Genomic DNA, 18,628 nt, shown 5'->3' with positions numbered 1-18,628 from the left:
CCATGACTGAAAGCCCTGATACTGCCTCCCCCCCGGACAGCGGCACCACCGCCTCCCCCAGCAGCCCGTTTTCCTGCGACCTTACCTCTGCCGAGGAAACTGCAGAACTGGCACGGCGGATCGCGGAACAGTTGCAGCCCGGCGATTGCCTGCTTCTGGCGGGACCAATCGGGGCCGGTAAAACGCATTTTGCCCGCAGCCTGATCCAATCCCTGATGCCAGTGCCCGAGGACGTACCCTCGCCCACCTTCACCCTGGTGCAAACCTATGAGCTGCCGCGCTGCGACCTGTGGCACGCGGATCTCTATCGTCTTGCCGCCCTGGAAGAGATCGAGGAACTGGGCCTGGTTGAGGCCTTTGACGAAGCCATTTGCCTGATTGAATGGCCCGACCGCCTGGCTGAGCTGACTCCAGCCCATGCGCTGCAGCTGTCACTCTCGCTGGACCCGGCGCAGGAAGACAGCCGCCACCTGACCCTGACATGGACGGATCCGAAATGGCAGCACCGGCTGGATCAGATCGCCTGCCTCAGCCGGGCCAGTTCGACCCCTGCACAGCCTACCCCAAGTGAGAGCCAAGATGACCAGTCGTGACACCCAGATAACCGCATTCTTACAGCGTAGCGGCCACGGCGATTGGCAGCGCGCAACACTGGCGGGCGATGCATCGGCGCGACGCTATGACCGGCTGACCAGCCCGGATGGGCGCAGCCTCGTGTTGATGGATGCCCCGCCTGACAGCGGCGAAACCATTCTCCCCTTTGTGCGCATCGCCAATTTTCTACGTGATCAAGGGCTTAGCGCGCCTGCCATCCTTGCCCAAGACCCAGAAGCTGGCTTTTTGCTGATCGAAGACCTGGGTGACCAGCTATTTTACGAAGTCCTGCAGGCGGATCCCAGCCAGGAAAAGCCGCTTTATGGCCTGGCCACCGACCTGTTGCTGCATCTGCACCAGCAGCCCGCCACCAGCATTCCGTTGGCGCTAGAGCCACTTGGACCGCGCGCCATGGCGGAAATGTCCGGTCTGGTAATCAGCCACTATTGCGGCCCACTGCGCGGTGGTGTCGACACCGACCTGCAACACCGCTTTGAAAACCAGTTCGAAGACATCCTGCGCCAGACCCTGCGCGGCGAAATGGTTTTTGTGCATCGGGATTTTCACGTGCAAAACCTGATGTACCTGCCGGATCGCAGCGGGCTTGCCCAGGTCGGCATGATTGATTTTCAAGACGCCCGCGTCGGCCATCCCGCCTATGATCTGGTGTCGCTCTTGCAGGATGCCCGCCGCGATGTGCCCGCCGCAATCGAGGCGCAGATGATCAACCGCTACCTTGCGGACAGCCCAATCGACGGCTCCAGCTTTCGCAGCGCCTATGCGGTGATCGGGGTGCAGCGCAATCTGCGCATCCTTGGCGTTTTTGCCCGGCTCTCGCTAGAGCAGGCAAAGCCGCAGTATCTGGAACTGATACCACGGGTCTGGAGCCATGTGATCAACGGCCTGGAACACCCGGCGCTGGCACCGCTGGCCAGTTGGCTGCAACAGGACCTGCCCCCGCCAAGCCCGGAAAACCTGGCAAAGCTGCGCCGATGACCAACGCCACCCACCCGCAAGACAGCCCCGAAAGCATCCTGTTGTTTGCCGCCGGCTTTGGCACCCGGATGAAGGCACTGACACAGACCTGCCCCAAGCCGATGATCACTGTGGCCGGCCAGCCGCTGATTGACCATACGCTGACCCTGGCCCAGGCCATGCAGCCACGCCATATCGTGGCCAATCTGCACTATCTGCCGCATGTCCTCGCGGCGCATCTCGCCCCCAAAGGCGTGCTGCTCAGCCAGGAAAGCCCAGAGGTTCTGGATACCGGCGGCGGGCTGCGTCATGCGCTGCCCCTCTTGGGGTCGGCGCCGGTCTTTACCGCCAATACCGATGTGATCTGGAAGGGGTCAAACCCATTTCAGGTTGCCCTGAACGCCTGGGATCCGGCCCGCATGGACGCGCTGTTGGTCTGCATTCCAATCCCCCGCTGCCATGGCCGCAGCGGGGCCGGCGATTTCACCCGCGATTCCAATGGGCGAATCAGCCGGGGCGGCGATCTGGTCTATGGCGGGGTGCAAATTGTCAAAACCGCCGGACTTGCGTCGATTAAAGAAGATGTCTTTTCACTCAACCTGTTGTGGAACGATATGGCGCGCGATGGGCGGCTTTTTGCGGTGGAATACCCTGGCCACTGGTGCGATGTGGGCCATCCCGAAGGAATTGCCATTGCCGAGGATCTGATTGCCAATGATGTTGTTTGAACCTCAGGATACGCCCCGCATCTTTGCTGTTCCCATTGGCGTCGATTTCCCCCGTGCGCTGGCCCAGGGGCTGCAGCACCGGGCGCATGCGCTGCCGCCCGAAGGCCTGGCGCAGGTCGAAGTGATCCTCAACACCTCTCGGATGATGCGCCGCTGTCGCGCGCTGTTTGAAGAAGGCCCGGCCCTGCTGCTGCCACGCATGCGCCTGTTGACCGATCTTGCCCATGAGGCCAGCCTGCAGGGCCTGCCCCCCGCCCTACCGCCACTGCGACGGCGACTGGAACTGTCACAGCTGATTGCCAAATTGCTGGATGCGCAACCCGATCTGGCCGCCCGGTCTTCGCTCTATGATCTGTCGGACAGTCTGGCGGCGCTGATTGACGAAATGCAGGGCGAAGGCGTCAGCACCGACGTGATCCGCAATCTTGATATTTCCGATATGTCGGGCCACTGGGCCCGGGCGCAGTCTTTCATTGGCATCGCAGATGATTTCATCGAGGGCCATGATGGCGCCATGGATGCCGAAGCCCGCCAGCGCCAGATGGTACTGAACCTGATCGAGACCTGGCAAGATACACCGCCGCAGCATCCGGTCATTCTGGCCGGCTCTACCGGGTCGCGCGGCACCACCCTACTGCTGATGCAGGCCATCGCCCGGCTGCCGCAGGGGGCCGTGGTGCTGCCCGGTTATGATTTTGAGCAACCCAGCCCTGTCTGGCAGCACCTGCATGATGCGCTGACCAGCGAAGACCACCCGCAGTATCGCTTTGCCAAGCTGATCGCCGATCTTGATATGACACCGGATATGGTGCGCCGCTGGAACACAGCCGAACCTGCCTCGGTGCCGCGCAACCGGTTGATTTCCCTAGCCCTGCGCCCGGCTCCGGTCACTGACGCCTGGATGAGCGAAGGCCCCGATCTCACCGATCTGGACAGGGCCTGCGCCGATATCACCCTGGTCGAGGCCCCCACCCCGCGCGCCGAGGCACTGGCCATTGCCCTGCGACTGCGCCAGGCCGCCGAAGACGGCAAGACCGCGGCGCTGATCTCGCCGGATCGGATGCTTACCCGGTTGGTTTCGGTGGCGTTGGACCGCTGGGACATCCTGCCCGATGATTCAGCCGGTCTGCCGCTGCAGCTGACGCCTCCGGGGCGTTTCCTACGGCATGTCGCCGAATTGTTCTGCCGCCCGCTGACCGCCGATGCGCTGTTGACCCTGTTGAAACACCCGCTGACCCATGACGGCACCAGCCCGGATGCCGCGCGCGGTGAACACCTGCGCCATACCCGCGATTTTGAACTGGACCTGCGCCGCAATGGCCCACCCTTCCCCGACGCTAACAGCTTTGCAGCCTTTGGCACCAAACAGGATCTGACACCGGGCTGGACCAGCTGGCTGGCGCATAACTTTGCCAACCAACAGGTCCAGCACCCCCTCCACCTGAGCGATTGGGTCGCTCTGTTACGCAGCCGAGCCGAAGCCATCGCAGCCGGCAGCCAGATCACCTTGCCCGGGGCAAGCGGCACGCTGTGGGACAAAAAGGCCGGTCAAATAGCGCATGAGGTCTTTGCCAACCTGGAAGCAGAAGCCGCATATGGCGGCGAAATGTCAGCGCGCGATTTTGCCGATCTGCTCTCGGCGCTGTTGTCACAGGCCGAAGTGCGCGACCGCGACACCCCCTATGGTTCGATCATGATCTGGGGCACGCTAGAGGCACGCGTGCAGGGTGCCGATCTGGTCATCCTCGGTGGGTTGAACGAAGGCAGCTGGCCCGAAGCCGCCAAGCCCGATCCCTGGCTGAACCGACAATTGCGCCATCAGGCCGGGCTGCTGCTGCCGGAGCGCCGCATCGGCCTGTCAGCGCATGATTTCCAACAGGCCGTCGCCGCACCCGAGGTCTGGCTGACGCGCGCCGCCCGCACAGACGAGGCCGATACCGTTGCCTCGCGCTGGCTTAACCGCCTGACAAACCTTTTAAAAGGCCTGCCAGATCAAGGCGGCAAAGCGGCTTTGGATGCGATGAAAGCACGCGGACAGACTTGGCTGGATTGGGCTGAAGCGCTGGAAGATCCGATCGAACTTCCAGCCGCCCATCGCCCTGCTCCGCGCCCGCCCCTGGCCAGCCGCCCCCGCAGGCTGACCATCACCGAAATTCCGCGACTGATCCGCGACCCCTATGCGATCTATGCCAAACACGTGCTGCGCCTGCGCAAGCTGAACCCGCTGGTGCAGGAACCTGACGCCCTGCTGCGCGGCACGGTTGTACATGAAATATTTGAAGATTTCATTCGCGATACGCTGCAGGATCCTGGGCTGCTCACCACTGATCACCTGATTGGAACGGCCCGCACCCTGCTGGAACGCGATGTGCCCTGGCCGGTGGCCCGCATGCTTTGGCTATCGCGGATTGAGCGGATCGCAGGAGATTTCATTCTGTCCGAACAGGCCCGCCAAAGCCGTGGCAAACCGCTGAAACTGGAAGCGAAGGGCGAAGCACAGCTGGCGCCTTTGGATTTCTCTATCGCCTGCCGGGCTGACCGGATTGACCAGGATGATCGTGGTTTTCTGCATCTCTATGATTACAAAACCGGCATTCCGCCTTCGGAATCGCAGCAAAAGAAGTTTGAAAAACAGCTGTTGATCGAGGCCGCCATGGCCGAGGAAGGCGCCTTTCAGGAGATTGGCCCCGCCGAGGTGGCCAGCGCCGCCTTTATCGGGTTGGGCAGCAGCCTGAAAGAGGTGCCCGCGCCGCTGCAAGATCAGCCCCCCGCCAAGATCTGGGAAGAACTAAAAACCCTGATCGGTGCCTATTTTGAACAGGAACAGGGCTATTCCAGCCGCCGCATGGTGCACCGCGATGATTTTGCCGGCGATTACGATCACCTGGCCCGTTTTGGCGAATGGGATCGCAGCGCCATGCCCAGCCCCGAGGATCTGACATGAGCAGCCCAACCGCCAAACCCCGCGATGCCGCCTCTGAGGCGCAGTTTCGCGCGGCCCGTCCCGACGCCTCGACCTGGCTGGCGGCCAATGCCGGCTCTGGCAAGACCAAGGTGCTGACCGACCGGGTGGCGCGGCTACTGCTCAAGGGGGTGCAACCACAGCATATTCTGTGCCTTACCTATACCAAAGCCGCCGCCAGCGAGATGCAGAACCGGCTGTTCAAGCGCCTTGGCGAATGGGCCATGCTGCGCGATGATCAGCTTACCGCCGCGCTAAGCGATCTGGGGGCGGATGATGCGATATCTACGGAAGGTCTGGCCCAGGCGCGCACCCTGTTTGCCCGTGCCATCGAAACACCTGGCGGGCTGAAAATTCAGACCATCCATTCCTTTTGTTCGTCCCTGTTGCGTCGTTTCCCGCTAGAGGCAGGCGTCAGCCCGCAATTTTCAGAAATGGAAGACCGCGCCGCCGCGCTATTACGGGCGGAAATTGTCGAAGACTTTGCCAAGGGCGAACTGGCGCATCTGATTGAACCTCTGGCGCGCCATGTGGGGGGCAGCGATTTCGAAGACCTCACCGCAGCCCTGTGCCAACGCCGCGCCGCCTTTGATGCGCCGCTGGACTGGCCCGAGCTGCTGGCGCGGTTTGATCTGCCGCCGGGGTTTGACCGCAGCGCGCTGGAACAGCTGGTCTTTCTGGGTGGCGAGGCAGAGCTGTTGCAAGCCACCCGCGATATGTTGGCCGCAGGCGGCACCACCGATCAGCGCGCCGCTGACAAGCTGGCAGGACTTACCGCGCCAACCCTGGCTGACCTGCCAGCGCTGGAAAGCATCTTTCTGACCGGAGCAAGCGCCGCGTCGCCTTTCTCTGCAAAAATTGGCAAATTCCCTACCAAGAAACTGCGAGAGGCCAATCTGGGCCTGATGGACCAGTTGGAACCCCTGATGCTGCGGGTGGAAGATGCCCGTGCCAAGCGGCTGGCGCTGGTGGCAGCGCAAAAATCGCATGATCTGCACCGCTTTGCCGCTGCCTTCCTACCGGAATACGAGGCCCGCAAACGCCTGCGCGGCTGGCTGGATTTTGACGATCTGATCCTCAAAGCCCGCCAGCTGTTGAATGACCCGGCAGTGGCAGCCTGGGTGCTGTACCGGCTGGATGGCGGCATTGATCACATTCTGGTGGACGAGGCCCAGGATACCAGCCCGGTGCAATGGGATGTGATTGAAACCCTGGCGCAGGAATTCACCGCCGGGGAAGGCGCGCGCTCTGATGTGGAGCGCACGATCTTTGTGGTTGGCGACAAGAAGCAGTCGATCTACTCGTTCCAGGGGGCCGACCCGGATGCCTTTGACAGGATGCAGGTAGAATTTGCCAATCGTCTGGCCGAATCCGGCGATGGGCTGCAGAACGCAGCGCTGGAATTTTCCTTTCGCTCTTCTGCCGCGATCCTGCGACTGGTTGATCTGGTGTTCCAAGATAGCCCGCGCGCCGGGTTTCACAGCGACGCCCTGCACCGTGCCTTCAAATCCGATCTGCCCGGCCGGGTTGATCTCTGGCCCGCGGTGGAAAAGAGCGAAGACGAAGAAGACAGCGACTGGACCGATCCGGTTGATCGTCCCGGCAGCCGCCATCACACCGTGGTGCTGGCCGAACGCATCGCGGCACAGATCAAGGAAATGATCGTCAGTCAGGTCACCATCCCAGAGGACAGCGCCACACGCGGCACATTCCAGCGCCGCCCCGTGCATGCCGGCGATTTTCTCATTCTGGTGCAGCGCCGATCCGAGTTGTTTTCCGAAATCATCCGCGCCTGCAAAGCCGCCGACCTGCCCATCGCCGGCGCCGACCGGCTGAAGGTGGGGGCGGAACTGGCGGTAAAGGATATTGCGGCGCTCTTGTCATTTCTCGCCACGCCGGAAGATTCGCTATCCTTAGCCGAGGCCCTGAAATCGCCGCTATTTGGCTGGTCGGAACAAATGCTGTTTGACCTGGCCCATCGCCGCGACGGGGGGCAACATCTTTGGGCCGCCCTGCGGGCACGCAGCACAGAGTTTGCAGACACCATGGCGGTGCTGAACGATCTGCGCAGCCAGACCGATTTCCTGCGCCCATTCGATCTGATCGAACGCATCCTGACCCGGCACCAAGGGCGGCAAAAACTATTGGGCCGTCTGGGGGTAGAGGCCGAAGATGGCATAAATGCACTGCTATCGCAGGCGCTGGCCTATGAACGATCAGACATTCCCAGCCTGACCGGGTTTCTGGTCTGGATGCAGACAGATGATCTGGAAATCAAACGCCAGATGGGCGCTGCGGGCAATATGATCCGGGTGATGTCGGTGCATGGATCCAAGGGGTTGGAGGCCCCGATCGTCATCCTGCCGGACACCGCCAAGCGCAATGCCCCCAGTGACGCCGAAATCATGCTGGCCGAGGGCACACCACTGTGGAAACTGCCCAAAGACCAAATGCCGGATCTGTTGTTTTCCGCCCGTGAACTGGCCCAGGAAAAACAGCAAAATGAACGGCTGCGCCTGCTCTATGTCGCCCTGACCCGGGCGGAAAAATGGCTGATCGTCGCCACGGCCGGCACGCTGTCGAAAGAGGGCGACAGCTGGTATCAACGGGTGGAAACCGCCCTACGCGAAGCCGGCGCCAGCGCCTGTGATCTGCCCGGCGGCGAAGGCCTGCGGCTGTCGCATGGCGATTGGGAGGGGCTGGAATTTGTCCCGCATGAGGTCGCCCAGCGGACCCGCGCCAGCCTGCCTGCAGTCTTTGGCCAGCCTGCCCCGGCCTATCAGGCCCCGGATACTACGCTGAATCCATCGGATCTGGGCGGGGCGAAGGCGCTGCCGGGGGACCAGGGGTTGGAGGAAGAAGACGCCAAGGCACGCGGCAGCCGGTTGCATCTGCTGCTGGAACATCTGCCCGCACAACCAAGCACCGATTGGCCCATACTGGCAGGACGCCTGCTACCCGGGGCCGAAGACTGCGAAGAGCTGCTGGCCGAAGCAAGCGCAGTGCTGCAAGCCCCGGCCCTGGCGCATATCTTTGCCGCCGATGCCTTGGCCGAGGTGGCAGTTACGGCGCAGCTAGGCGACAGCCGCCTTTTTGGCATCATCGACCGGCTGGTGGTGACGCCGGAACGGGTGCTGGCGGTGGATTTCAAATCGAATGCCCAGGTGCCGGACCGCGCGGAAACTTGCCCCAAGGGGCTGCTGCGCCAGATGGGGGCCTATGCCCATGCGTTGAAACAGATCTACCCGGACCGGAGGATCGACACCGCGCTTTTGTGGACCCGTAGTGCCAGCCTCATGCCGCTGCCGCACGATCTTGTGACAGATGCGCTGAAGCCGGTGCTGGACCTTGACGATCCGTTAAGCCCTACCTAGGTTCCAACCTCAGTTGCCATAGATCTCAGGAGACATTTCCATGTCCACCGTAGCCGTCACCGACGAAACATTTGACGCCGAAGTCAAGAACTCCTCTGTCCCCGTTGTGGTCGATTTTTGGGCCGAATGGTGCGGTCCCTGCAAACAGATCGGCCCCGCGCTGGAAGAACTGGCTGCAGAATATGGCGATAAGCTGAAGATTGCCAAGGTTGATGTCGACAGCAACCCAAATGCCGCCGCCGCCATGGGCGTGCGTGGCATTCCGGCGCTGTTCATCTTTAAGGATGGTGAGGTTGTATCCAACCGCGCCGGCGCCGCCCCCAAGGCGGCGCTGCAAAGCTGGATCAACGATTCTATCTGATCCAAGCGATCCGCTGGATTTCAAAGGCGCCCTCGCTGAGGGCGTCTTTTTCATTTCAAAGGACAGTTTATGACACCCGATTTTCGCCAGAAGGCCATTTCCATCTGCACCGACAAGATCGCCAAAAAGGGCGAAGGCGTTGGCCTGTCGTTTTATGCCTTTTTCAAAAACCGCAATGATGATCCCCTGCTGCTGATGCAGGTGGCCCGTTGGTGGATTGAAACGCATCAATTGGACCATTTTGAAAAGGCCGTGAAAATCCGCAACATGCTGGAAACCGGCGCCTAGTATGTCTGACCCGGACACAGCGATGCTTTGCCGGGAAGATGTCTATCCTAAGGGGCGCTGCCCCGTTCGGCCCTAACGGGCCTCACCCCCCGGGATATTTTTTGCCAAATGAAAATATGGGGTTTTCTTTTGCGGCCTGCTGCGGAGAGTGAGCAGAACAGAAACGGGGAGGCAGAGATGGCCAAAACACGGGTATTGGTGGAATTCGGTATGGGCACCTCGCTGCGCCGCGAGGATTACACCGAGGCGGCAAAACGCGCGATCAAAGATGCGCTTTGGCATAATTCGGTGAATGTTGCAGAGCTGTTTGATTTTCCGAAAGAGGCGATGATTATTGATGCCGAGGTGGGCGTGGCCCGGCCTGATCAGGTTGATCTGGCCGCGCTGAAGGCGATCTTTCCCTATGGCCAGCCGGAAATCACTGTCAGCCAGGGCGGGTTGGATGTGGAAAAACCAGATGGGGCAGGGCGCACAGTAATTGCCAATGCTGCTGTAAGTGTCTCTTTTGATATGGAGACCATATGATGGAACAAAACATGGGCGAAAAACGCATCATCCTGGAAATGGGCACCGGCAACGATCTCTACGGTCAGGACTATACCAAGGCGGCGCGGCGCGCGGTGCAGGACGCGCTGCATCATTCATCGATCACGCTGTTTGCCAAGCTGGGTGTCGATCACAGCAAGATGCGGGTCGCTGTCACCATCGCGGTACAACAGCCAGATCTGGTAGATTGTGATCTGGTGGCGCAGGATCTGCCGCGCGGCTGTGCATCGGTGCGAGCGGTCAAAGGCGGGTTGGATGTGGCCGATGCCGGATCTGGCAGCCCGCATGTCGTTGCCACTGCCGCAATCGAAGCCTGGCTGCCGGATCTGGCAGCGCATTACAGGCTCAGTTCCTGAGGTGGGTGCGCCAAAAGACAAAGCCGCCCCAAAATGGGAGCGGCTCATCCTATCTCTGGCGCGGCTGCGCCCGGACCAGACTGCTGTTACAGTTTGGCGATATCTTCGGCGGTGAGGCCGATATCTTCCAGCTGAGCAGCCGAAAGCTGCGACAGCGCCTTGCGGGTCTGGCGGGATTCGTTCCACTCAACCAGATTTTCCTTGGCGTTGTAGATGAAGTCTACCAGGCGAAGAACGGAGACTGCGCCCAGCGGCGCATGGAGGTTTGCGGTCGTCATTGCACGAGTCCTTAAAGTGAAGAGTGTTGAGCACAGTGTATGTCTGTGACCTCCATGTAGGAGAGCGATGTGAGTCTCACAATTGCCTATTAAACAGTCCGGAAATGCGCTGGATGCATAGCAAGTAAGCAGCATATTAACGCCCCTCTATTCCCCCGCAGCAGCCGAGCCTTGTACAGCGCTGGCGATGCTTCCATATAGGGGGCAACAAAACTGGAGGCATAAATGGCAGAGGATCAATTCCCCGGCTGGCACGGAACCACCATCATCGGGGTCAAGAAAGGCGGCCAGGTCGTCATCGCCGGCGATGGACAGGTTTCCCTGGGGCAAACCGTGATCAAGGGCACCGCCCGCAAGGTGCGCCGCCTGTCCCCCGGCGGGTTCGACGTGGTTGCCGGCTTTGCTGGTTCAACCGCCGATGCCTTTACCCTGCTAGAACGTCTGGAAGCAAAGCTGGAAGCGACCCCCGGCCAACTGGCCCGCGCCAGTGTTGAACTGGCCAAGGACTGGCGCACCGACAAATATCTGCAAAAACTAGAGGCCATGCTGATTGTCACCGACGGAACCGAGCTTTTGGTGATCACCGGGGCCGGTGATGTGCTGGAACCGGAACATAACGTGGCGGCGATCGGATCGGGCGGCAACTTTGCGCTCGCAGCGGCGCGTGGCATGTTTGACAGTGAACGTTCTGCCGAAGAAGTGGCGCGCGAGTCGATGGCAATTGCCGCCGATATTTGCGTCTATACCAATGGGCGCCTGACGGTTGAAGCCATTGCCGCCGATGGCAGCGACCCAACCAGAAAACCGGAGCACTGAAGTGAGCCTGATCGACCAGAATGACATTCGCGCAGCCGTTGGCTCTGGCCTGATCAGCGAAGCTCAGGCGACCTCTCTGGTGGCCATGGCCCAGAGCCGCCGTGGGGCGCGCGAAAACCTGGCCCCCGGCGATGAACCTTTTGAACTGTTCCGAGGTTTCAACGAAATTTTCATCGTCATCGGCATGCTGATCCTGGCCTCGGGCTGGGCGGCGGTGACAGCTGCCTATATCGCAGGCAGCCTGGGTGGCTATATTGACAAGACCATCTACTCTTCGGCTCTGGGCGCGGTGGTCCTGTGGGGATTTGCCGAATACTTCATTCGCCGCCGCCGCATGGTCGCCCCGGCAGTTGCACTGTCGCTGCTATGGGCTGGGAATGCCGGTGTCGGCATCACGACCTTTTTTTCGGAACCCTTCATGGTGGCGCAGAACGATTATTCCAGCCTGCCACTGCCCATGGCGCTGACCACCCTGGCCATGACGCTGTTCTGGCTGCGCTTTCGCGTTCCCTTTGCCATGGCACTGATCGCGCTGGGGATTTTTGCCTTTGCCCTTATGGTCGCCGCCGAACAGGCCGGTAGCCCGGCTGGCATCAGTGATTTCTTCTTGTTTTCAGCATCCGGCCCCTTTGCCTGGGTGACACTTTTGGTGGGGCTGGCTGTGTTTGGCGTCGCCATGGGGTTTGACCTTAGCGATCCGCATCGGGTGACCCGCCGTTCGGCGCAGGGGTTTTGGCTGCATGTGGTGGCCGCGCCGGCCTTGGTGAATACCATTGCTCTCAACCTGTTGCAGGACGGTACAACCCAGGGGCAACTAACGCTGATGGCGGTGCTCTTGGGGTTTGCCCTGGTGGCCATCATCATCGACCGCCGGTCCTTTCTGATCGCCGCCATCGGCTATAGCGTCACGCTGGCCAGCACTGTCTTTGACGGCGAAGGTGCTGCGGTGACCATCCTGTTGCTTGGTCTTGTCCTGGTGATCCTGGGTGCCTTCTGGGCACCGATCCGGGCTGTCCTGCTCTCTCCTTTGGCTGGTGTGCTGCCGCTGCACCGGCTTCCTCCTTCACACTGAAACGAGACCTGCCATGACTGATCTTACCCCCCGTGAAATCGTTTCTGAACTTGACCGCTTTATCATCGGCCAAAACGATGCAAAGCGCGCCGTTGCCGTAGCCCTGCGCAACCGCTGGCGCCGCAAGCAGTTGTCCGATGATCTGCGCGACGAGGTCTACCCCAAGAATATTCTGATGATCGGGCCCACGGGCGTCGGCAAAACCGAAATCTCGCGGCGGCTGGCCAAACTGGCACGTGCGCCGTTTATCAAGGTCGAAGCCACAAAATTCACCGAGGTCGGCTATGTCGGGCGCGATGTGGAACAGATCATCCGCGATCTGGTTGACAGCGCCATCGTGCAGACCCGTGAATTCATGCGCGAAGATGTCAGGGCCAAGGCCAATCAAGCCGCGGAAGACCGGGTGATCACTGCCCTGGCCGGCGAAGATGCCCGCGAAACCACCCGCGAGATTTTCCGCAAAAAGCTGAAATCCGGCCTGCTGGACGATGCGCTGATCGAATTGGACGTGGCAGATACATCAAACCCCATGGGCAATATGTTTGATGTCCCCGGCCAGCCCGGCGGCGGCAATATGGGGATGCTGAACCTTGGCGATATCTTTGGCAAGGCCATGGGCGGGCGCACAATACGCAAAAAGATGACTGTCGCCGAAAGCTATGATGTGCTGATCAGTGACGAGGCCGACAAATTGCTGGATGACGAAATTGTCACCCGCACCGCGGTTGAATCGGTAGAGCAGAGCGGCATCGTCTTTCTGGATGAAATCGACAAGGTCTGCGCCCGCTCTGATGCGCGCGGCGGCGATGTCAGCCGGGAAGGGGTGCAGCGCGATCTGTTGCCGCTGATCGAAGGCACCACCGTCAGCACCAAACATGGGCCAATCAAGACCGACCATATCCTGTTCATTGCCTCTGGTGCCTTTCATATCGCGAAACCGTCGGATCTGTTGCCCGAATTGCAGGGCCGCCTGCCAATCCGGGTCAATCTGCGCGCGCTGAGCGAGAATGATTTCGTCCGCATCCTGACCGAAACCGACAATGCGCTGACGCTGCAATATACTGCCCTCATGAGCACCGAAGAGGTTGATGTCACCTTTACCGACGACGGCATTGCCGCGCTGGCCAAGATCGCCGCAGAGGTCAATCACGCGGTGGAAAACATTGGTGCGCGGCGGCTCTATACAGTGATTGAACGGGTGTTCGAGGAACTCTCTTTCAGTGCGCCGGATCGCAGCGGCGAGCAGATCACCGTCGATGCACAGTTCGTCAGCAAACATCTGGGCGAGCTGGCGAGCAAAAGCGATCTCAGCCGCTATGTGCTATAGCCAGTTTCAACAGCAATAACGTGGGTTCAAATCTGCCCATAGGCTTGCTAGCCTATGGGCAGGCAATAGCCCAGGTCAGATTGACCAGGTCGGGTTCAACAAGGGTTCAGCATGGTCTTTCTTCGTTTGGCGGCCGCTTTTGGCCTGTCTCTGGTACTGCTCGGCTGCACCGACCGCAGCCTGTCTCCGGTGACCCCTCAGGCCCTGCAGGTGGGCACACCAAAGACAATCTTTGTTGCCACCAACCGGACAGAACTACCTGATGGCTCTTTTGGGCCAGAGCGCAGTGGCAAAAACAGCCTGCTGGAACTCACCGTGTCTATTCCGCCAAACCATACACCAGGACAGCTGGAGTTTGGCTATGGCGACCCGGATCCCCAGAATAAATTTACCCTGGCAGCACGTCATCGGTTTGAAAACAAAGCGGCGTTTGATCGTCGGCTGAATGAGCAGCTTAACCGCTATTCCCCCAATGAACGCGATGTGCTGGTCTTTGTGCACGGTTTCAATTCCACCCAGACCGAAACAGCCTTTCGTGCGGCCCAGCTTACCCATGATCTGAATACGCCGGGCGCAACGGTGATCTATTCCTGGCCAAGCCTCGGCAGCCCGCTGGGCTATGCCTATGATGGCGACAGCGTCATGTTTGCCCGCGACGGATTGGAAGACCTGCTGCGCCACCTTAGAAAGGCCGGGGCCGGACGCATCGTTCTGGCGGCCCATTCCATGGGCACGGTGCTAACGATGGAGGTCTTGCGACAGATCGAGATCAAGACGCCAAGCTGGTCTGACGAGAACCTGGCCGGCGTGGTGCTGATGTCGCCGGACCTGGATCTTGATGTCTTTCACAGCCAGATGCGTCGTATGGAGCGGGTCCCGCAGCCGTTTTTGGTCTTTGTGTCGCGCAAAGATACCATCCTCAACCTGTCTCAGCGGCTGCGCGGCACCTATAGCCGTGAACGTTTGGGCAATCTGAGTTCAGCCGATCAGGTGGCTGACTTGCCTATCGAAATCATCGATACAACAGCCTTTGCCAAGAATGCCGACTCCAGCCATTTTGTGACTGCGACCTCTCCGGCGTTGCTGTCGCTTCTCAATCAGGCAAAGGCAACGCATGATGCCTTTTCGGTTAATCCGCGCGTTATCGACATCGGGGCCGCACTGCCGCAAACTGCGCTGATATCCCGCAGGGAAGGTCAAGCTGAGGTGCTGACCCTGATAGGCGGAAGCCGCTAGCGCATATCGCGCAAAGGTAGCTACGGGTTTTCAAGAAATCAAAAGGGGGGAGCGCTTGTCGCCTGCCTGAAAATGAACGCGGCACTATCAGCGGGTACGCCGCAGATAGACGTAATAGGCACCGGCACCGCCATGGCTGACATGGGATTGGCTGACCTGCAGCACCGCCTGCGCCAAGGGGGGCAGCGCCAGCCATTGCGGCACGTGATGGCGCAGCACCCCGCGCGGCACCGGGATTGGGCCTGGCTCATCCCGGTCTTTGCCCTTGCCCGTCACCACTAGCACCAGCCGCTTCCCCGAGGCCTGCGCCGACAGGATAAACCGGGTAAGCGCCGGATGGGCGCTATCAACCCGCATGCCATGCAGGTCCAGCTTGCCTTCTGGGCGCAGTTTGCCGCGTTTCATTCGACGAAAGGCCTTTTCATCCATCTGCACCGACTGCGCGGACAAGGACTTTGCCGGGCTGGGCTTCAGATCATGGCGCGCCGCTTTGGGTTTGGCGCGGCTGCCCAGTTCAAAGGCTTCCAGCAGATTTTCTGACCGGGGCTCTGGCTGTTTTTTCGGCTTTGGCTTGGGCAGCGGCAGGGCAGGAGGCGTCGAATGGCTGCCCGGATGCAGCCGTTCGGCATGTTCAACCACCTGATGCCAAAGCGTAATCTCTTCGGATGTCAATTTGCGGCGGCTCATCAGAAACCATCCGGCACAAGCGCAAAGCCACGTTGAATAGGCAAAAGAACCACCATGCGGCCAGGGTCGCGCAGACGCCCGGCTGCCTGTCCGGCGCTGTCGCCGGTGCCATAAAATATATCCCCCCGCTGGGCACCCTTGATGGCAGAGCCGGTATCCTGCGCGATCATCAGGCGGCGCATCTTGGTTTCACCGTCCTTTTCAACCCAGACCGGCGCCCCAAGTGGCGTATATTTGGGATCCACCGCCAGACTGCGCAGCGTCGTAATCGACCTGTTCATAGCGCCAAGCGGTCCTTTTGACGGGCGGATTTTACGGATTTCACGAAAGAACACATAAGACGGGTTGTGCAACAGCAGCTCGCTGCCATCAACCGGATTACGCCGCACCCAGGATTTGATCACTTGGGCACTGACCTGATGCGCCTTGTAGATGCCGCGCCGTACCATTTCCATCCCGATAGAGCGATACGGATGACCATTGGCGCCGCCATAGCCAACCCGAAGGGTGCCACCACTGTTGAGCTTTATGCGGCCAGATCCTTGAATTTGAAGAAAAAACAGTTCTACCGGATCATCCACCCAGGCAATTTCCAGCCCACGACCCTGCATTGCATCACCGGTCAGGATATCGCGGCGCGACAGCCAGGGGCTGTTGATACTCGCCTCTGGCGGCATTTTATAGACCGGATAGCGGTAGCGGGCGGTGCGATAGCGCGACCCCTCCAGCTCTGGTTCGAAATAGCCAGTGAACAGGGCAGGGGCACCATCTTCGATCAGCACCGGACGAAAGAACAGTTCAAAAAAACTGCGGGCAGCCAGGCTACCATCTGGCTGTGCCAATTTTGGGGCCTGCGATTGCGCCAGGGCGCAGAGGCTATGCCAGTCCTGATCTTTCAGATCGGGGCAGGTTTCCAAAAATACCTTGAGCGCGGAGGCGTGGTTATCTTTCTCCCAGCCGTCGAGCTGAGAGAAATCCAACATCGTATAGCTGACCTCGGCAGCCGCGCCCGATCCTGTCATCACAGCCCCCAGCATTGAGGCCGCCATAACGGCGGCCTGCGCAGCGGCCTGTGCCTTTGCCCGGAAAAAATCCCGGAGCACCGCACTCACCCGTCCGTGGCGATCAGCTGCCAGTTTGGATCATCTACACCCATTCTGCGGGCAAAGACCCAGGAGTCTTTCTGCCGCTTGACCGCATTGGCGTCGCCTTCAATGATCTCGCCTGCGCTGTTGCGCACCACTGATGTCAGTTCGCCGACAAACCGCATGGTGATTTCCGCCATCCGGGTTGATTCATCAAAATGTGCATTCAACACAGCGGTTTCACGCACGCCAATGAATTCGGCCTCGATGGTCAGACCCTGATCTTCGCGATGCGCCACGGCCTCTACAAAGCTGTCGAACACATCTTCGGCGAGAAAGCCCTGCAGGCTGTCTAGTTCGCCGCGCTCAAAACCCATCAGGATCATTTCATAGGCGCTGCGGGCACCCTGCACAAATTCCCCCACCTGGAACGAAGGCTCGGCGCGCTTCATCGCGGCCAGGGCCGTGGCCTGGGCGCTGCCCTCTTCGACATAATCGGTAATGTCGCGGTCGGGACCACCTTCGATCACTTCCAGATCGGGGCGGCGGCTCTTCTGTGTTGGGGCCACCGGAGGTTTTTCAAAACCTTCACGGGTGCCCAAAACGCTTCTTAGGCGCAGGATCAAAAACACCGCGATACCGGCCAGAACCAAAAGACTAATCAAGGGCGACTCCATAAGAACCTCTCGCTGGATATTACAGGCCCGATTTGAAACCTGGCCGATCCCTCCTTATGTAGGTGCTTGGGGGGGGCAAGTCTACCGTCCAGCGCATGATCACAGGAAACCACCAAATGTATCTTTTCATCGCCTTTCTGATGGTGCCACTTATTGAAATTGGTCTGTTCATTCAGGTCGGTGGCGCAATTGGCCTATGGCCAACGCTGACGATTGTGGTACTGACCGCGATCCTTGGCACGGCGCTTGTACGCGCGCAGGGGCGGTTGGCACTGGGGCAGGTGCGCAACTCTTTTCAAACACTCGGCAACCCGACTGAACCCTTGGCCCATGGGGCGATGATCCTGTTTTCCGGCGCGCTGTTACTGACGCCGGGATTTTTCACCGATGCTGTTGGCTTTGCCCTGTTGATGCCGCCCGTACGCATGGCGGTCTATCGCTATATCAGCAAGCGGATCACCGTGGCGCAATTTCAGATGGGTCCCGATCCCATGCAGGGACGACATTCCCGCACAGGTCAGCGAACGCATCCCGCCGGGCAGGGCGATATCATTGATGGCGATTATCAAGAGGTCACGCCAAAGGATCCCCAGAATTCCAATCGTAAGCCATCCGGCTGGGTTGAAGGACCAAAATAGGCCTTTACTCCCTGCCGTTATCGCCACCCGTTGAGCTACCCGAGCCAAGCTGATAAGCACGGACCAAACATATTTGTAGGAGTATCTCAATGGCCGAAAATGGCGCAACCGAAGGCGCACAGCAGCCTCAGGTCCAGATGAATATCTTGGGTCAATACATCCGTGACATGTCTTTTGAAAACGTCATGGCGCAAAATGGCGCTGGTGGCGAGGTTCAGCCTGACGTCAACGTTGCGGTCAACCTCGATGCCAAGAAGCGGTCAGTCGAAAACCAGTACGAGGTGATGACCAAGCTGAACATCGAATCCAAAAACAAAGAGGGCGGCGACGTTCTGTTTGTGCTGGAATTGGAATATGTCGGCGTTTTCAACATCTCTGGCGTGCCAGAAGATCAACTGCACCCCTTCCTGCTGATCGAATGCCCGCGCATGACCTTTCCCTTCCTGCGCCGGATCGTGTCCGATGTCACCCGTGATGGTGGTTTCCCGCCACTGAACCTTGATAACATCGATTTTGTTGCAATTTACCGCAACGAACTGGCCCGCCGTCAGGCTGAGGCCGCACCGCAGCAGTAAACGATCTGCATCTGCCCGAATGCAAAACGCCGCTGATTATTCAGCGGCGTTTT

At 59.9% G+C, this 18,628-nt stretch carries 19 protein-coding genes; 15 read left to right on the top strand and 4 right to left on the bottom strand.

Features of this window, described 5'->3' with window-relative positions:
* The first annotated feature begins 2 nt into the window (after positions 1-2).
* The 9 genes from tsaE (at position 3) to ACN0VH_RS07305 (ending at position 10,184) form a co-directional block, all read left to right on the top strand.
* Positions 3-593: a tRNA (adenosine(37)-N6)-threonylcarbamoyltransferase complex ATPase subunit type 1 TsaE gene (gene tsaE / locus ACN0VH_RS07345; RefSeq protein WP_417700152.1), complete on the top strand. Its 591-nt coding sequence runs from the start codon at positions 3-5 to the stop codon at positions 591-593.
* The gene (locus ACN0VH_RS07340) at positions 580-1,590 is read left to right on the top strand and encodes an aminoglycoside phosphotransferase family protein (protein WP_417700151.1); all 1,011 of its coding nucleotides are present in this window, start codon (positions 580-582) and stop codon (positions 1,588-1,590) included. Before tsaE ends, ACN0VH_RS07340 begins: the two co-directional genes overlap by 14 nt.
* Positions 1,587-2,297 (top strand): nucleotidyltransferase family protein, encoded by a 711-nt coding sequence (locus tag ACN0VH_RS07335; RefSeq protein WP_417700150.1) that lies wholly within the window; start codon positions 1,587-1,589, stop codon positions 2,295-2,297. Before ACN0VH_RS07340 ends, ACN0VH_RS07335 begins: the two co-directional genes overlap by 4 nt.
* A complete protein-coding gene (addB, locus tag ACN0VH_RS07330; RefSeq protein ID WP_417700337.1) occupies positions 2,287-5,241 on the top strand; it encodes a double-strand break repair protein AddB in 2,955 nt (984 codons plus the stop codon). The genes ACN0VH_RS07335 and addB overlap by 11 nt, the downstream gene beginning before the upstream one ends.
* Positions 5,238-8,633: a double-strand break repair helicase AddA gene (gene addA, locus ACN0VH_RS07325; RefSeq protein ID WP_417700149.1), complete on the top strand. Its 3,396-nt coding sequence runs from the start codon at positions 5,238-5,240 to the stop codon at positions 8,631-8,633. The genes addB and addA overlap by 4 nt, the downstream gene beginning before the upstream one ends.
* A 40-nt stretch (positions 8,634-8,673) precedes the next feature.
* Complete coding sequence (trxA, locus tag ACN0VH_RS07320; protein WP_232401411.1) at positions 8,674-8,994, top strand: thioredoxin; 321 nt, start codon at positions 8,674-8,676, stop codon at positions 8,992-8,994.
* Positions 8,995-9,063: 69 nt separating this feature from the next.
* Positions 9,064-9,282 carry a DUF6500 family protein gene (locus ACN0VH_RS07315; protein ID WP_417700147.1) on the top strand — a complete coding sequence of 73 codons (219 nt, stop codon included), beginning with the start codon at positions 9,064-9,066 and terminating at the stop codon, positions 9,280-9,282.
* A gap of 177 nt (positions 9,283-9,459) precedes the next feature.
* Complete coding sequence (locus ACN0VH_RS07310) at positions 9,460-9,807, top strand: Lin0512 family protein (protein ID WP_278922181.1); 348 nt, start codon at positions 9,460-9,462, stop codon at positions 9,805-9,807.
* Between the two features lie 11 nt (positions 9,808-9,818).
* The gene (locus ACN0VH_RS07305; protein ID WP_417700335.1) at positions 9,819-10,184 is read left to right on the top strand and encodes a Lin0512 family protein; all 366 of its coding nucleotides are present in this window, start codon (positions 9,819-9,821) and stop codon (positions 10,182-10,184) included.
* Between the two features lie 86 nt (positions 10,185-10,270).
* Here the strand turns inward: ACN0VH_RS07305 and ACN0VH_RS07300 are convergent, their stop codons facing one another.
* Complete coding sequence (locus ACN0VH_RS07300; protein ID WP_278922182.1) at positions 10,271-10,462, bottom strand: DUF1127 domain-containing protein; 192 nt, start codon at positions 10,460-10,462, stop codon at positions 10,271-10,273.
* Positions 10,463-10,687: 225 nt separating this feature from the next.
* On the opposite strand from ACN0VH_RS07300, the gene hslV reads away from it, so the two are divergent.
* The 4 genes from hslV to ACN0VH_RS07280 all read left to right on the top strand — a co-directional run bounded on the left by hslV (position 10,688) and on the right by ACN0VH_RS07280 (position 14,913).
* Positions 10,688-11,278, top strand: coding sequence for an ATP-dependent protease subunit HslV (gene hslV / locus ACN0VH_RS07295; RefSeq protein ID WP_278922183.1), 591 nt, complete (start codon positions 10,688-10,690; stop codon positions 11,276-11,278).
* Position 11,279: 1 nt separating this feature from the next.
* Positions 11,280-12,350 carry a hypothetical protein gene (locus tag ACN0VH_RS07290; protein ID WP_417700145.1) on the top strand — a complete coding sequence of 357 codons (1,071 nt, stop codon included), beginning with the start codon at positions 11,280-11,282 and terminating at the stop codon, positions 12,348-12,350.
* A 13-nt stretch (positions 12,351-12,363) separates the two neighbouring features.
* Entirely contained in the window at positions 12,364-13,677 is a 1,314-nt protein-coding gene (gene hslU, locus ACN0VH_RS07285) for an ATP-dependent protease ATPase subunit HslU (RefSeq protein ID WP_278922185.1), read from the top strand.
* 111 nt (positions 13,678-13,788) lie between these two features.
* Positions 13,789-14,913, top strand: a complete 1,125-nt coding sequence (locus ACN0VH_RS07280) for an alpha/beta hydrolase (protein ID WP_417700144.1) — start codon at positions 13,789-13,791, stop codon at positions 14,911-14,913.
* An 87-nt stretch (positions 14,914-15,000) separates the two neighbouring features.
* Here ACN0VH_RS07280 and ACN0VH_RS07275 read toward each other — a convergent pair whose 3' ends face one another.
* The 3 genes from ACN0VH_RS07275 to ACN0VH_RS07265 are packed head-to-tail and all read right to left on the bottom strand — an operon-like array spanning position 15,001 to position 17,362.
* Positions 15,001-15,600, bottom strand: a complete 600-nt coding sequence (locus ACN0VH_RS07275; protein ID WP_278922187.1) for a Smr/MutS family protein — start codon at positions 15,598-15,600, stop codon at positions 15,001-15,003.
* Positions 15,600-16,649 (bottom strand): murein transglycosylase A, encoded by a 1,050-nt coding sequence (mltA, locus tag ACN0VH_RS07270; protein ID WP_417700334.1) that lies wholly within the window; start codon positions 16,647-16,649, stop codon positions 15,600-15,602. Before mltA ends, ACN0VH_RS07275 begins: the two co-directional genes overlap by 1 nt.
* Before the next feature lie 59 nt (positions 16,650-16,708).
* The gene (locus ACN0VH_RS07265; protein WP_278922188.1) at positions 16,709-17,362 is read right to left on the bottom strand and encodes a Tim44/TimA family putative adaptor protein; all 654 of its coding nucleotides are present in this window, start codon (positions 17,360-17,362) and stop codon (positions 16,709-16,711) included.
* Positions 17,363-17,478: 116 nt separating this feature from the next.
* Here ACN0VH_RS07265 and ACN0VH_RS07260 point away from each other — a divergent pair, with 116 nt between their 5' ends.
* Both ACN0VH_RS07260 and secB read left to right on the top strand, forming a co-directional pair.
* Complete coding sequence (locus tag ACN0VH_RS07260; RefSeq protein WP_417700141.1) at positions 17,479-18,000, top strand: FxsA family protein; 522 nt, start codon at positions 17,479-17,481, stop codon at positions 17,998-18,000.
* A gap of 89 nt (positions 18,001-18,089) precedes the next feature.
* Entirely contained in the window at positions 18,090-18,575 is a 486-nt protein-coding gene (gene secB / locus ACN0VH_RS07255; protein ID WP_278922190.1) for a protein-export chaperone SecB, read from the top strand.
* Positions 18,576-18,628: the final 53 nt, after the last annotated feature.

This window comes from Pseudophaeobacter sp. (assembly GCF_048267565.1).
GTDB classification, from domain to species: Bacteria; Pseudomonadota; Alphaproteobacteria; order Rhodobacterales; family Rhodobacteraceae; genus Pseudophaeobacter; species Pseudophaeobacter profundi.
This window is presented reverse-complemented; position numbering and strand designations above follow the sequence as displayed.